Below are 14148 nucleotides of genomic sequence, written 5' to 3'. Positions count from 1 at the left end.
CTCGGCCCACCCGATACCGGCCGGACCGAGACCGGTCAGCCCGGGCCGAGGGCCTGGTAGGCCCGACGCAGGCGTTCCAGCAGGCCGGGGCCGCCGATCGCCGGTGCGGGCGAGCCGAGCTGACGCAACAGCAGTTCCGGGTCGGTGGCCAGGATCGTCGGCCGGTCCGGTAGCGGCACCGGCGGCAACCAGAACCGGTCCGCCGCCTCGGTGAGCGGCACGTCGGGCAGGTCGGCGAGCACCCGGGCCGACCCCGCCACGGTGGTGTCCGACCCGACGTCCGCACCGTCCACGAGCGACGGTACGGCGACCGGTGTCCGGCCGGGCGCACCACCCGACGCGACGTCGACAGGCGAGCCGTCGACGGGTGCGGGTGACCCGACCGCCTCGGCGCGGAGCGTACGGAGCCGGCCCAGCAGTTCGTCGCGGCTGCGGCCCCGCCAGTGCAGCAACTGGAACGGATCGGCGTCGAACGCCTCGGCGAGCAGGTAGAACGTCGCCGCGAGGTGTTTGCACGGCACCGCGAAGTCGGGACAACCGCAATGCTGGGTCAACTCCCCCACCGAGGCGGGGAACAGGGGCGCCCCGGCGGCGGCGAACACCTGCTCCAGCTCTGCGGGCAGGTCACCGGCGAGCAGTCGGGCGCTGAAGAACGCCTGCCCGGCCAACTCCCGCTCGACCCGCTCCCAGAGCGCGGCGGGAAAGGGGGGCAGGGCGATGACCACCGGGTACGGCTGCGGCCGGGAGCCCTGCACGCTCGCCTCGACCCGCCCGGGTGACACGTCGAGTCGGCGCACCTGACCCCGGCGGGCGTACGCCCGCCCCCGGGTGAGCCGGGTGCCGAGCGCGAACGACTCCAGCACCTCCAGGAAGCGTCGGGACCACCAGGAGACCCCGATCGCACCCCGGGCGCTGCGGGCCTTGAGCCCGTCGTCGACCCGGCGCGGCGGCCCGAACTCGGCGAACGAACCCCCCGCCCCGGCACCACCCGCGCCGGGTCCGGCACCCCGGGGGGTCATTCGACCACCGCCCCGGCGTCCAGCGCGAACAGCTCCCGCAGCTGCCCGGTGGACAGCTCGGTGACCCACTGTTCGCCACTACCCACCACGGACGCGGCCAGGCCCCGCTTGTCGGCGATCATCGCGGCCACCTTCTCCTCGACGGTGCCGGCGCAGACGAACTTGCGGACCTGCACCCGCCGCCGCTGGCCGATCCGGAACGCCCGGTCGGTGGCCTGGTCCTCCACCGCCGGGTTCCACCACCTGTCCACGTGCACCACGTGGTTGGCGGCGGTCAGGGTGAGCCCGGTCCCGCCGGCCTTGAGCGAGAGCACGAACAGGGCCGGTCCGTCCGGGGACTGGAACCGGGTGACCAGGTCGTCCCGGTCGGCCTTGCCGACCCCGCCGTGCAGATAGAGCACCTCCCGGCCGAAGCGGGCCGACAGGTGGCCGCGCAGCAGCGCGCCGAACTCGGCGTACTGGGTGAACAGGAGGGCCTTCTCGTCGGCCGCGAGCACCTCGTCGACGATCTCCTCCAACCGTTGCAGCTTGCCGGACCGGCCGGCCAGCGGCGAGCCGTCGCGCAGCAGTTGGGCGGGATGGTTGCAGACCTGTTTCAGCCGGGTCATGGTGGCCAGCACCAGGCCCCGCCGTTCCATCCCGTCGCTGGACTCGATCTTCGCCAGCATCTCGTCGACGATCGCCCGGTAGAGCGAGGCCTGCTCGGCGGTGAGGTTGCAGAGCACCTCCATCTCCAGCTTCTCCGGCAGGTCGGAGATGATCGAGGAGTCGGTCTTGAGCCGGCGCAGCACGAACGGACCGGTGATCCGGCGCAGCCGCGCCGCGGCGTCGGTGTCCCCGTGCCGCTCGATCGGCACCGCGTACGACTGCCGGAAGCTGCTCGCCGGGCCGAGCAGGCCGGGATTGGCGAACTGCATGATCGACCAGAGGTCGGCCAGCCGGTTCTCCACAGGCGTACCGGTGACGGCGACCCGGTGCCGGGCGGGCAGCCCCCGGATCGCCTCGGCCTGCCGGGTGGCCGCGTTCTTGATCGCCTGGGCCTCGTCGACCACCACCCGGTGCCAACCCACCGACGCCAGCGCGACGGCGTCCCGGGCGGCCACCGAATAGGTGGTGAGTACCAGGTCGGCGGCGTGCACCGCCGCCTCGAACTCCGCGTCCCGGGCCCGGTCCGCGCCGTGGTGCACGTGCACGCGCAGCCCGGGGGTGAACCGGGCCGCCTCCCGCTGCCAGTTGCCGACCAGCGACATCGGACAGACCAGCAGGGTCGGCCCGGCGTCCGGTGGGTCCCCGGCGAGCAGGGCGAGCAGCTGCACCGTCTTGCCCAGCCCCATGTCGTCGGCGAGCACCCCGCCGAGCCCCAGCGACTGGAGGAAGGCCAGCCAGGCCAGGCCACGCCGCTGGTACGGCCGCAGGGTGCCCTTGAAGGCGGACGGCGGGTCCAGTGGCACGAGCCGCCGTTCGGCCTGCCCGGCCAGCAGGTCACCGAGCGGTCCGTCGGCGGTCACCTCCAGCACCGGCAGCGCGTCCGACCGGTCCGCCCCGCCCAACCCCATCTTGAGCAGGTCGGCGACTGTCAACTCACCGGAGGAGCGCAGCAGCCGCAGCCCGGCGGCCAACCGCTTCGGGTCCAGCTCCACCCACCGGCCGCGCAGCCGCACCAGGGGCGTCTTCAACGCGGCCAGGGCGGCCAGCTCGTCGGCGTCGACCGTCTCGTCACCGAGCGCCACCTCCCAGCGGTAGTCGACGAGCGCGTCCAGCCCGAGCCCGCCGGAGGCGGCGGCGACGGTGCCCGGGGCCGTGCGGCTGCGGGCCTGCAACCGGGTGCCGAGCCGGGCCGACGGCCGCCGCCACCAGGACGGCAACTGCACCCCGAAGCCGGCGGCGTGCAGCACCGGAGCACCGTCGCGCAGGAACCGGTGGGCCCCCTCGACGTCCAGTTCGAGCTGCTCCGGGGCGGGGGTGCGCAGCGCCTGGTCCAGCTCCGGCCAGAGCCGCCCGGCCCGGCCCAGCTCGGCCAGCAGGGTCTCCTGCGGGTCGTCCCACCGGCCTGCGAGCGCCGGCAGCCGCTCCGGCGTCCGCCAGATGTCACAGGCGGCGACATGCAGGCCCGGTTCGTCGGCGGCCTGGAGACCGAACTCGATCCGCCACCGTCCACCCTGACCGACGACTGTCGACGGGTCGGCCGGCACCACGGTCAGGGCGTCGACGATCTCGTCGTCGGCCGGCTCGACCAGCCGGAAACTGGCCCGGACCGGGCCGCCGACCGCGTCGCGCTGCCAGGCGTCCAGCTCGGCACGGAGGGTGGCCAGCGCGGTGGGTTCGGCGGTGAACCGGCGTTGCGGGCCGGTCAGCGCCGCCAGCCAGCCGGCCGTCGCCCCGTCACGTCGGCCGCCCCTGACCAGGTCTGTGTCGGCCAGCACCCGTCGGGCGGCGGCATCGGTGAGCAGGTCCAGCACGTCGGCGACCAGCACACCGGCCCCGGCGACACCGGGACCGGACCGACCCTCCGCCGCCTCGGCACCGGGACCGGGCGGCATCACGGCAGCCTCGACCACACCGGAGACGGGCCGCGAACCGGGGGTCTCGACCGCACCGCTACCGGGCGATTTCCCGTTGGTCACCCCGGCCGCCCGGCCTGCGGCGGGGCGGGAACGGGAGGTGGGGGTCGCCGCATCGGCGGCGGCCCGGACGGCCGGGGGCAGGGCGAGGGCCAGCGACCGGGCCCAGGCGGCGTCCGCGCCGGTGAGCAGGGGCCGCCACACCGCCCACCCGACCGCCGCCCCGGCGGAACGCGCCGACCGACCGGCCGGTGACCGGGGTACGTCCCCCGGCGGGCGATCGGCCACGCCGGGCAGCAACCGGCCCCGGGCCACCAGGTCGACCGCGAAGCCGGCCAACTCGGCGAGGTGGCGCAGGCCGGCCCCGACCACGGCATCGAGCCCGTCGAGGGCACGCAGCAGGTCGAGCGCGTCGTCCGGGGCGTACCGGAGGGTGGGGGTTCGCCAGCCGGCGAGGGTGACCGGGCCGCGGACCGGTTCCGCGACGGTGGCCGGGACCAGCTCCGGGGAGTGCAGCGGCGCACCGGCCCGGGTGGGGAGGGTGAGCAGCACGGTGCCGGCCGGGTGGTCGCCGAGCAGCGCGGACAGCGCGGCCGGTTCGGCGGCGAAGGGGTGGGGGCGCTCGCGGGGGGCCCGACCGGGCCGTCGCGGCACCTGCGTCGGCCGGGTGGAATCCTCCGCCCAGACCGCCAGCCCGGTCCCGACCAGCCACGCCCCGTGGACGACCAGCACGTTTTCCCCCTCGTCGACGCCCGGGGGCCAGGATAGGCGGCGGTAACCGGTTACCGTCGGCGCCATGGCCGCCCGCCCCGACTGACGTCGCCCGCCCTGATGGGACGGGCGGAGTGGCCCTGCCGCCTCCGGCCCGACGACCGCGACGGCCCCGGGTGCGGGTCAGAGCTGGCCGGTGCTGCCGTCGGTCAGCTCACGGAGGATGTCGGCGTGGCCGGCGTGCCGGGCGGTCTCCTCGATCATGTGCACCATGATCCAGCGCAACGACACCTCGCCGAGCTGCGGTTGCGGGACGACATGGTCCAGCGGGAACCGGGCGGCCAACTCCCGGGAGCGGTCACAGGCCCGCTCGTAGGCATCGGCGAGCGAGTCGAGGGTCTCCCCCTCGGCCAGGGCGAAGCTGGCCGCCGCGTCCTCCTCGGAGGTGGGGAAGACGTCGCCGGGGGCCGGGTCGAGCAGGTAGGGGAACCAGTTCCGCTCGACCAGGGTGAGGTGCCGCAGGAGGCCGGCCAGGGTGGTCGCCGACGGCACCAGCCGGCGGGTCGCCTCGGCGTCGGTCAACCCCCGCGCCTTGCGCAGCACGATCGCGCGGTGGAAGTCGAGGAACGCGTCGAGCACGGCCCGCTCGTCACCGGTGCGGGCGAGCACCGGAGCTAGCGTCACGTCGATCTGGATCTCCGCCATCACCGGACGATAGCCGCATCCGGTGGCGACCCGCTGTCCCGGCCAAACCCTGCGGTCCGGCGGCCGGCTTGGCAGGATGGGCGCATGGCTTCGACGGTACGGATTCCCCTGACGGACGGCCCGGCTGACGGCGAGGCGGTCGACGTCGAGCTGGACAGCAACGAGCGCCCCCCGCTGACCCACCACCACCTCGGCCCGCAGGGCCTGGTCGACGCCCAGATCTACGAACTGGAGTCAGCGGGCGACACGTGGCGCTACCGCTGGCGCGGCCCGGCGGTCTGACCACTCCGTCGTCCCGGGACGGTCGGGCGTGCGCCGCAGGGGCGCGCGGGTCGGGGTCGGCGGCGACACACCAGGTGAGCCAGCGCCACCCGGCCTGCGCAGGTGGGCGGACGCCACCCGGCCTGCGCAGATCGGTCAGGCGGCCATCCGGGCCAGGGTGCGGGACCGCAGGCCGTCCAGCACGGCCCGGGTGACCTGCGAGGTGCCCCGGGCCTGTTCACACACCTCGGCGACCCGCCGGGCGGTGGCCTCCCGCCGGGACTCCCGTTCGTCCCAGAGCCGGTCGACCTCCGCCAACAGCGGACCCTCCACCTCGCGTTCCACCCCGCGCAGCGCCGGCACGCCGAGCCGCTGGGCCAGGTCGAAGACCTTCCCCGCGTACGGCAGGGGCAGGAACGGGGTGCCGACCATAGCCGCGAAGATCAGGAAGTGCAGCCGCATGCCGACCGCCAGGTCGAAGTGTCTCATCAGGCCGAGCACCTGCCGGGGCGAATAGTCGCCGTGCAGGATCCGTCCCCGGTCGGCGGCGACCATGTGGGACAGCACCCCGTGCGAGTGCCGGATGTCGTCGCGTTCCATCGGGACGAAGAGCACGTGCGCGTCGATCCGTTGGACCAGGAAGTCGCCGATCTGGGCGAGCAACCGGTGGTACCCGTCGACGTCGAGCCGCTCGGCGGCCCGTCCCGGCTCGCGGACGCTCAAACCGACCAGGCGCTTGCCGGCCGGTACCCCCTCCTCGCGCAGCAGCCGCGCGGGAAAGTCCTCCGGCTCCAGCAGGAACGCCGGGTCGGCGGTGACGGTGATCGGGTTGAGCAGCCCGGCCTCCTCCAGCGCCATCCGGGACTCCTGGTCCCGGACGGTCACCTCGGTCGCCCCGGCCAGCGTCTCCCGGACCATCCCGGTGTCCACCCCGTCGTTGAGCGGCCCCACACCCACCGCGTACGTCAGCAGGGGCAGCCCGCGTTCCTGGGCCACCCGGACGACCCGCAGGTAACGGCGGGCCTCCTTGTCGTACAGGATGCCGCCGCCGCCGAGGATGAGCAGGTCGAGCTGGGCGAGCACCTCGGACGAGTCGACCCGGCTGACGCCCTCCCAGGGCACCGCCTCCACGTCCGGGTGGGCCAGCGCGGTATGTGCTGGATTACGGGAGAACACGATGATCCGGGCGTTCGGCTCCTGCTCGCGTAGGTCGGCGAGGAGCCCGGTGAGGATCGCCTCGTCCCCCAGGTTCCGCCCCCCGTACGAGCCGAGCACACCGATGGTCAAGCCGGTAGGACCCCTCATCCGCGCTCCTCCCCAAACCGTCCCGCCCGCATTCCCCCCCATCCCCAACCCATGCCCACCCCCACCCCCACCCCCGCCCTCCCTCCCCTCCTCCCTCCCCCTCCCCCACCCCCAGCCCAGTCCGGTGATCAAGAGGTTTGCGTCACGCCGGGTCGAGATCCTGACCTGAATCTCTTGATCACCGAGTGATACACCTCGATGCGAGGGGCGGGTGAGGCGTGTGGGGGTAATTCGGTTGTTTGGTGTTGGGGGGCCGCGCATGGTGGGGGGATGGACGGTGGGGGCGGGGGTGGGGGTATGGGTGGGGGTGGGGGCAGGATTGGCTGGGGGGAGTTGCCCTGGTCCGTCCGGCAGGCGGTGGAGCAGATCATCGGTGACCGGGTGGTCGAGGCGGTCTCCCAACCCGGTGGGTACTCCCCCGGTACCGCAGACCGGGTCAGTACGGCCGGCGGCCGGCGGGCGTTCGTCAAGGCGGTCGGCCCGACACTGAACCCGGACAGCCCCCGGATGCACCGCGCCGAAGCCCGGCACACCGCCGCCCTGCCCCGGACCGCCCCGACGCCCCGGCTGCTCGGTTGCCACGACGACGGCGAGTGGGTGGCGCTGGTCCTCACCGACGTCGACGGCCGGCACCCGCACACGCCCTGGCGAGCTGCCGAACTCGACCCGGTACTGCACACGCTCGACACCCTGGCCGCCACGCTCACTCCGAACCCGGTGCCGGACGTACCGACCGCCGCCGAGCGGCTGGCCCACGACTTCGCCGGCTGGCGGCGGATCGCCGCCGACCCACCACCCCGGCTCGACCCGTGGGCAGCCACGCACCTGACCGAACTCTGTGCGGCGGCCGACCGGGGGCTGGCCGCGCTGACCGGGGACACCCTGTGCCATCTCGACGTCCGCGCCGACAACCTGCTGATCGGGCCGGACGGGAGGGTCACCGTGGTGGACTGGCCGTGGGCCTGTCGAGGCCCCGCCTGGCTGGACACCGCGCTGTTGCTGGTCAACGTACGGCTGCACGGCGGGCACGACACCGAGATGCTGCTACGCCGGTCGCCGCGCACCGCCGACGTCGACTCCGCCGTCCTGACCGGCTTCTACGCTGGCCTGGCCGGCTTCTTCACCGACAGCGCCCGCCGCCCGCCGCCGCCCGGCATCCCCACCGTCCGCCCCTTCCAACAGTCCCAGGCCGACGCCCTCCTCCCCTGGCTGGCCCACCGCCTCACCCACCCCGAGACAGCATGATGACCAAGAGGTTCGCGTCATCGGCGGCGGGTCTCGTGACGCAAACCTCTTGATCGCGCGAGAAACCTAGGGGCGGAGTTGGTGGGTGAGGAAGGGGAGGACCAGGTGGGGTAGGAGGGGTGTGGTGGGGACGTCGTGGTGGGTAAGGCCGGGGAGTACTGCCAGGCGGGAGGTGGGGCGGTCGGTGCCGGCTCCGCCCGGGTTCCGGTGGCCGCCGCCGAGCAGCCGGTAGAACTCGGCCATGTGGGTGACCGGGATCGCGTCGGCGTCGGCGAAGACCAGCAGGATCGGCACAGCGAGGGCTGCCACCTCCGGCGACCAGTCGTACTCGCGGCGCAGCAGGGCGCCGGTCTTGGCCCACAGCACCGGCCAGTCCTGCGGCCGGGGAGCGATCCTCACGTAGAGCTGGTGCGGGGGCGTGCCGCGCATCCGCTCGCCGAACTGCTCGTCCTGACCGGCCATAGCCGCCAGCACCTCGGGATACCAGCCCTGCCGCTTGCACGGGGTGGAGACCAGCACCAGACGGTGCACCAGCTCCGGGTGCTGGATCGCGGTACGCAGCGCCACCCCGCCGCCGAGGGAGTAGCCCAGCACCTCCGCCCCGGGCAGGTCGAGGTGTCGCAGCAGCGCGGCGACGTCGTCGGCCATCGACTCGTACCGCAGCGGTCGGTCCACGTCGGCGGTCCGGCCGTGGCCCTGGAGGTCCACCGCGATCACCCGGCGGCGCTGCGCCAACGCCGGCAGGATCGGGGCGAACATCTCCACCGCGCCGTAGCCGCCGTGCAGCAGCACCAGCGGTCGTCCCTCGCCGTGCTCCTCGTACCAGAGCCGCAACCCGTTGACGTCCGCGTAGCTCACGATGATCCTTACTACCTGCGCCGGGCGTCGGGGCCCGGAAGAGCCCCACTGACGGCGCTCTCTCAGACCTCGGGCGGGGTGGGTACGGGTTGCGGCCTGGCGGACAGGCCCCACAGCTCAACGATCCGGTCGCCGTCGACGGTGAGCATCTCCAGCATCGTTGCCGCCGGGCCGTCGATGAAGCCGACCATCTCGGTCCGGGTCGCCACACGTTCGCCGTCCGCGACCAGATCCTTCAGCGTCACCCTCAGGTCGGGATGCTGCGCCCACATCTGCTGCCAGGCCCGCTGCACGCACTCCCAGCCGCTGGCCCGCAACGGATGGCTGTAGAAGGTGCCGGCGAAGATCTCCCCGGCGGCCGGGGCGTCCCGGCGATTGAACGCGTCGTACATCCGCTCTGCCAGCTGGCGTCCCTGGGTCACGAGGCGAGTATGCACCCGTGGGCGCACCGACGCGGACGAGGATGACGGCGGCGAACTCAAGGACCTTCTCCATCGTGACGGTGCTGGTCACGGGTGGCACGACGGGGCGCGGCCGACGCAGGGCGAGGCTCCCCGTATGACAGCAGCCGACCAGGACCTGTGCGGGCCGCTGTCAAGGTGCGACTGGATGGTCCGCCGGACTCGGCGCCCTTCAACGCACCTTCCACCCAGCCTGTCGACACTGGTTCTCACGAGGGGCAACCGGCTCCGCGGCTGGACATGAATGGAGGCTTCACATGCGTTTTCGTCAATCCGCTGTGGTCATCGCGCTCGCTCTGGGTGCGTTGTTCGTGAGCGCGGTGCCAGTGTCGGCGGCCACGCCGTCGAGGACGACGACCGAGTTCGCAGAGAAGAGTCACGCCACCCGTGACGACGGGGTCGAGTTGATCGATCTCGGCAATGGCGTGACGATGCTACGCGGCGTGGATTCACGGGCGGAACTGGCCGCCTCCTGCCCATCGGGCAAGTTCTGCGGCTACGACAACGCCGCCGGATACGGCAAGGCGTGGGGTTGCGGCCGCGCCGGGATCCCCGGCGACTGGTGGGGGCCGGCTGGTGGATCAACAACCTGCCCGGCACCAACGACCGGGTCAAGATGGCCCTCAGTAGTGGGGGCTCCTACACCACGCCGCACTCGCCCTCACAGGACCTGACCGCAGACTGGTACCCCGTCTACGAACTGCTGTTGTGTGTCGCCTGACCGGCTCTTCCAGGGCGAGGCGACGGCTCCTACGGTGAGGTAGACACCATTCAGTGATCGTTCCCCGCCGCGCATCACGCGGCCGGTCCTGCGGGACGGGAGCGGGCCGCCGGTCATCCGGCGGCCCGTTTCGGGTGCTGGTGGTGCGGGTGGGCGCGGCAGGTTTCGAACCTGCGACCCCTCGCTTGTAAGGCGAGTGCTCTCCCACTGAGCTACGCGCCCGGAACGCCCGTACGAGCGGGCCGGTGGCTGGCAAGCTTACCTGCCGGCCGCCGGCCCGTCGCAACGGTGTACCCGGTGTGAAACCGATGTGCCCGGTCGACCGGTCAGGCGGCGACCGTGTCGGCGAGGGCCTTGCGCCAACCCTGCTGGTCGCGCGCCTCACCCGGCATGTTCATCTCGGCGAACCGGACGACGCCGGCCTTGTCGATGACGAAGGTGCCCCGGTTGGCGATGCCGGCGACGTCGTTGAAGACGCCGTACGCCTGGGCGACCGCCCCGTGCGGCCAGAAGTCGGCAAGCAGCGGGAACTGGTAGCCCTCCTTGTCGGCCCAGATCTTGTGGGCGTACACCGAGTCGACGCTGACGGTGAGCACCTGCACGTCGTCGTTGACGTACTCGTTGAGGTTGTCCCGTACCTCGCACAGCTCACCCTGGCAGATGCCGGTGAAGGCGAGCGGGTAGAAGACCAGCAGCACGGTGCGGTCGCCCCGGTAGTCCGAGAGCCGTACCTCCTGGTTGTTCTGGTCCTTCAGCAGGAAGTCGGGCGCCTCGGCGCCAACCTCGATCGGCATGCGAACTCCTTGGGTCGGGTCGGGTCTGGGGTGGGTCCAGCCTGCCACACCCGTGGGCGGCGCCCCGGGTGCGGGATTCCCATTCGGGTGGGGCCTACTTGCGGCCCTTGGACCCGCGACGCAGCACGAGCCGGGCGGCGCTCCAGTCCAGGCCGGCGTTGAGGGTCGAGGTCTGCTGGAGGCCGGCGGTCTGCGCCGACTCGGCGACCTCACTCGGCTCGACGTGCCCGTCCCGCCCGGCCTTCGGCGTCAACAGCCACACGACTCCCGCGTCGGCCAGCGGGCCGAGGGCGTCGACGAGGAGCTCGAAGAGGTCACCGTCGCCGTCGCGGTACCAGACGAGCACCGCGTCGACCACCTCGTCGGTGTCCTCGTCGACCAGTTCTCCACAGCGGTCGGTCAGGGCGTCCCGGAGATCCTGGTCGACGTCCTCGTCGTACCCCATCTCCATGACGACCATCCCCGGTTCGATCCCGAACCGGTCCGCCAGGAGACGTACCCCGTCGGCGGCCTGACCAGCGGTCGCGCTCACTGTCGCGTGCCTCCTCATCTCGTCCCTGCCCGGCGGCGTCGCGGCGACGCCGTCAGGCAGAGTCCACACAGTTGTGGTCCGTCGCGCAAGTGGCGCACCGGGTGGAACGGAATTTACCGTGCCAGCAGCGTACGGGCACCCTGGGTAATGGCATCCTCGGAGACCAGCACCTGACGGGCAGCCGGACCTAATGGTACAAACGAGTCAACTGCCGCCACCCGCCGCGCCGCACCCACATATCCGGCATCGACGAGCGCCGCGAGGATCCCCTCACCGACCCCGCCGGAACGCCGCGTCTCGTCCACCACCAGCACCCGACCGGTCGCCGACGCCTCCCGGATCAGGTCCGCCACCGGCAGTGGCGCCAGCCAGCGCAGGTCGACCACCCGACTGCCGATGCCCTCGTCGGCCAGGGTCGACGCCGCCCGCAGCGACATGCGTACCCCGTTACCGAAAGTGACGATGGTGAGGTCCTCGGCCGAGCCGACGCCGTACACCCGGGCCCGGCCGATCGGCGCGTGACCGGCAGCCCAGGCGGCCGGCTCGGCGTACGCCCCCAGCCACTCACCGTCCCCCGGCTCGTACAGGTCCCGGGTGTGGTAGAGCGCGATCGGCTCCAGGAACACCGAGACCGTGCCGTCCGCCACCGCGGCGGCCAGGCAGGTCCGCAGCAGCGGCGCGGCGTCGTCCGGCCGCGCCGGCACCGCGACCACCAGACCCGGCACATCCCGCAGTACGGCCACCGAGTTGTCGTTGTGGAAGTGCCCGCCGGCCCCCTCCTGGTAGGCCAGCCCCGGTACCCGCACCACCATCGGATTGCGGAACGCCCCCTGGGAGAAGAACTGCATGGTGGCCGCCTCGCCCCGCAACTGGTCCTCGGCGTTGTGCAGGTACGCCAGATACTGGATCTCCGGCACCGGCAGCATCCCGGCCAGCCCGGCACCCAGCCCCAGCCCCAGCACCGACGTCTCGTCGAGCAGGGTGTCGAAGACCCGGGCCGCGCCGAACCGCTCCCGCAGCCCCTTGGTCACCCCGTACACCCCGCCCTTGGCGGCGACGTCGGCACCGAAGACGGCCAGCTGCGGATGGCTGAGCATCCCGTCGGCGAGCGCGGCGTTGATGCTCTGCGCCAGGGTCAGCGGGCCGGCCAGCTCCGGAGGCTTGCCGCCGAACGCCTCGACCCGGCCGGCCGCGTCCGGCCCGGCGGCCCGCTGGGCCGCCTGGGCCACCGTCGCGGCGACCCGCGACGGCCGGCGGGGCGACAGCGGGGCCACCACCTCGGCCGGGGCGGCCAGCTTCGGCTCGTCGAGCACCTCCTCGGCGGTACGGCGTACCTGCCAGCCCCGCTCGTCGTACCGGGCCAGCAGCTCCTCCCCGGTGGCCACCCCGGCCTCGACGAGCAGCCGGGCGGTGGCCAGCACCGGGTCACGTGCCTCGTCGGCGGCGATCTCGGCGGTGCTGCGGTACGCCCGCTCGACGTCCCCACCGGCGTGTCCCAGCAACCGCACCGTACGTAGGTGCAGCACCGCCGGGCGACGGTGCCGGCGTACCCAGCCGGCGGCCTCGACGGCCACCGCGTGCACGGCCACCGGGTCGACGCCGTCGGCAGTGAAGTAGCGCACCCCGGGCCGGGACCGCAGCATCCGCTCCACCCAGCCGTCGGGCGACCGGACGCTGAGGCCCAGGCCGTTGTCCTCGCAGACGAAGAGCACCGGGATCCGCAGGCCGGTGTGGTCGTACCAGCCGGCGGTGTTGAACGCGGCGGTGGCACTGGCATGGTTGACCGAGGCGTCGCCGAACGAGCACACCACGATGGCGTCCCGAGGCCACGGCGAACGTGGCGGACCGGCCGGGTCGTCGCGCCGGCCGGCGGTGTCGATCCGGCGCAGCCGCTCCACGGCCAGTCCCAGCCCGACCGCCCGGGGCAGGTGCGAGGCGACGGTGGAGGTGGTCGGCACCACCGCCAGATCGGCCCGGCCGAAGACCTTGGACCGGCCACCGGCCAACGGCTCCCGGGCCGAGGCGACCATGCCACGCAGCACGTCCCGGGCCGCCTCGGCGTACGCCTCCTGCCACCCGTCCACACCCGGTCCCGACCCGTCGGCCGGTGCGGGAGACACGCCCGCCACGGTCTGCGGGCTCCCGGAACCGGCGAACACCGGGCCGGAGTGGGCAGGATCGCCGTCCGGGCCGGTGTCCGCGCCGGCGGGCAGCGCGCCGGAGCCGGCGGGGTCGCCGTCCGGGCCGGTGTCCGCGCCGGAGCCGGCGGGGTCGTCGTCCGGGCCGGTGTCCGCGGTGGCGGGCAACGCACCGGAGCCGGCAGGGCCGGCAGCGGTGGACAGCGCGACGGTGGGCTGGTGGCGGGGCACCGGTTCGGTGGTGCCGTCGATGGCCACCCGGAAGGCGACCGGTTCCGCCGGGGAGGGTCGTACCGCGACGGCGTCGAGGGTGTCCGTCGTGCCCGCCGGGTCGGTGCCGTCGTCGGCGGTGGCATCCTCCCGGCCGTCGTCCGGCAACGGGCCGGTGGAACCGTCCCCGCCCGGGAAGCCACCTGCCGCCTGGGCGGCGCGCAGGCAGTAGAAGGCGCCGGAGCGGTAGTGCAACAGGGCCGGGTCGGTCGGTCGCAGCGCGGCGGCCACCGCCGCGTTGGCCTCGTGTCCGGCCGAGCCGACGGTGTGGAAACCCTCGTCGAAGCTGCGCAGCCAGCGGCCGGCCAGGTCGAGCTGGCGGCTGGTCACCTGCGCGTCGAAGAGGGCCAGCAGCTGTCGTCCGGTCAGCGTGGCGTCGGGCCGTACCGGTTGCGCCGGGTCATGCCGCCGCTCGGGCTCGGGCAACGCGCCCAGGGTCTCCCGGAACCGGTCGTCGAGATCTTGCGGGGTGGTCACGCGATCAGCATTACCGACGAAGGCCACGCTCGCCCACTCAGACACGACCCGACCCGGGGTGACCCGGCCCCCACACACCGGCACGGGCAG

12 protein-coding genes and 1 tRNA gene are annotated in these 14148 nt (G+C 73.4%); 3 read left to right on the top strand and 10 right to left on the bottom strand.

Annotated elements, in window-relative coordinates; all coding sequences use genetic code 11:
• Positions 1–35: 35 nt before the first annotated feature.
• The 3 genes from OHQ87_RS01165 to OHQ87_RS01155 form a co-directional block, all read right to left on the bottom strand.
• Positions 36–1019: an SWIM zinc finger family protein gene (locus OHQ87_RS01165; protein WP_328344103.1), complete on the bottom strand. Its 984-nt coding sequence runs from the start codon at positions 1017–1019 to the stop codon at positions 36–38.
• Positions 1016–4312 carry an SNF2-related protein gene (locus tag OHQ87_RS01160; RefSeq protein WP_328344101.1) on the bottom strand — a complete coding sequence of 1099 codons (3297 nt, stop codon included), beginning with the start codon at positions 4310–4312 and terminating at the stop codon, positions 1016–1018. The genes OHQ87_RS01165 and OHQ87_RS01160 overlap by 4 nt, the downstream gene beginning before the upstream one ends.
• Before the next feature lie 162 nt (positions 4313–4474).
• The gene (locus OHQ87_RS01155; protein ID WP_328344099.1) at positions 4475–4996 is read right to left on the bottom strand and encodes a DinB family protein; all 522 of its coding nucleotides are present in this window, start codon (positions 4994–4996) and stop codon (positions 4475–4477) included.
• 84 nt (positions 4997–5080) lie between these two features.
• On the opposite strand from OHQ87_RS01155, the gene OHQ87_RS01150 reads away from it, so the two are divergent.
• A complete protein-coding gene (locus tag OHQ87_RS01150; RefSeq protein WP_328344098.1) occupies positions 5081–5278 on the top strand; it encodes a hypothetical protein in 198 nt (65 codons plus the stop codon).
• A gap of 135 nt (positions 5279–5413) precedes the next feature.
• Here OHQ87_RS01150 and OHQ87_RS01145 read toward each other — a convergent pair whose 3' ends face one another.
• Positions 5414–6562 carry a polysaccharide pyruvyl transferase family protein gene (locus OHQ87_RS01145; RefSeq protein ID WP_328344097.1) on the bottom strand — a complete coding sequence of 383 codons (1149 nt, stop codon included), beginning with the start codon at positions 6560–6562 and terminating at the stop codon, positions 5414–5416.
• Between the two features lie 297 nt (positions 6563–6859).
• Here OHQ87_RS01145 and OHQ87_RS01140 point away from each other — a divergent pair, with 297 nt between their 5' ends.
• Positions 6860–7807, top strand: coding sequence for a phosphotransferase (locus tag OHQ87_RS01140; protein WP_328344095.1), 948 nt, complete (start codon positions 6860–6862; stop codon positions 7805–7807).
• Positions 7808–7873: 66 nt separating this feature from the next.
• Here the strand turns inward: OHQ87_RS01140 and OHQ87_RS01135 are convergent, their stop codons facing one another.
• Together OHQ87_RS01135 and OHQ87_RS01130 are read right to left on the bottom strand one after the other, a co-directional pair.
• A complete protein-coding gene (locus tag OHQ87_RS01135) occupies positions 7874–8665 on the bottom strand; it encodes an alpha/beta fold hydrolase (RefSeq protein WP_328344093.1) in 792 nt (263 codons plus the stop codon).
• A 62-nt stretch (positions 8666–8727) separates the two neighbouring features.
• A complete protein-coding gene (locus OHQ87_RS01130) occupies positions 8728–9087 on the bottom strand; it encodes a nuclear transport factor 2 family protein (protein ID WP_328344091.1) in 360 nt (119 codons plus the stop codon).
• Between the two features lie 565 nt (positions 9088–9652).
• Here OHQ87_RS01130 and OHQ87_RS01125 point away from each other — a divergent pair.
• A complete protein-coding gene (locus OHQ87_RS01125; RefSeq protein ID WP_328344089.1) occupies positions 9653–9847 on the top strand; it encodes a hypothetical protein in 195 nt (64 codons plus the stop codon).
• A gap of 150 nt (positions 9848–9997) precedes the next feature.
• Here OHQ87_RS01125 and OHQ87_RS01120 read toward each other — a convergent pair.
• The 4 genes from OHQ87_RS01120 to OHQ87_RS01105 all read right to left on the bottom strand — a co-directional run bounded on the left by OHQ87_RS01120 (position 9998) and on the right by OHQ87_RS01105 (position 14058).
• Positions 9998–10069 (bottom strand) — tRNA-Val (locus OHQ87_RS01120).
• 104 nt (positions 10070–10173) lie between these two features.
• The gene (locus OHQ87_RS01115; protein ID WP_328344088.1) at positions 10174–10641 is read right to left on the bottom strand and encodes a peroxiredoxin; all 468 of its coding nucleotides are present in this window, start codon (positions 10639–10641) and stop codon (positions 10174–10176) included.
• A gap of 94 nt (positions 10642–10735) precedes the next feature.
• Positions 10736–11173: a DUF3052 domain-containing protein gene (locus OHQ87_RS01110; protein ID WP_091238156.1), complete on the bottom strand. Its 438-nt coding sequence runs from the start codon at positions 11171–11173 to the stop codon at positions 10736–10738.
• A gap of 113 nt (positions 11174–11286) precedes the next feature.
• Complete coding sequence (locus OHQ87_RS01105; protein ID WP_442930642.1) at positions 11287–14058, bottom strand: thiamine pyrophosphate-dependent enzyme; 2772 nt, start codon at positions 14056–14058, stop codon at positions 11287–11289.
• Between the last annotated feature and the right edge of the window lie 90 nt (positions 14059–14148).

The organism is Micromonospora sp. NBC_00421, from assembly GCF_036017915.1.
Lineage (GTDB): Bacteria > Actinomycetota > Actinomycetes > Mycobacteriales > Micromonosporaceae > Micromonospora.
Note: the sequence above shows the minus strand (reverse complement) of the source record. Positions and strands in the feature narration are given on the sequence as shown.

Excerpts from the sequence above, each read along its gene's own strand:
- OHQ87_RS01165 (WP_328344103.1), bottom strand. The coding sequence starts at position 1,019 with ATGACCCCCCGGGGTGCCGGACCCGGCGCGGGTGGTGCCGGGGCGGGG.
- OHQ87_RS01155 (WP_328344099.1), bottom strand. The coding sequence starts at position 4,996 with ATGGCGGAGATCCAGATCGACGTGACGCTAGCTCCGGTGCTCGCCCGC.
- OHQ87_RS01140 (WP_328344095.1), top strand. The coding sequence starts at position 6,860 with ATGGGTGGGGGTGGGGGCAGGATTGGCTGGGGGGAGTTGCCCTGGTCC.
- OHQ87_RS01150 (WP_328344098.1), top strand. The coding sequence starts at position 5,081 with ATGGCTTCGACGGTACGGATTCCCCTGACGGACGGCCCGGCTGACGGC.
- OHQ87_RS01145 (WP_328344097.1), bottom strand. The coding sequence starts at position 6,562 with ATGAGGGGTCCTACCGGCTTGACCATCGGTGTGCTCGGCTCGTACGGG.
- OHQ87_RS01115 (WP_328344088.1), bottom strand. The coding sequence starts at position 10,641 with ATGCCGATCGAGGTTGGCGCCGAGGCGCCCGACTTCCTGCTGAAGGAC.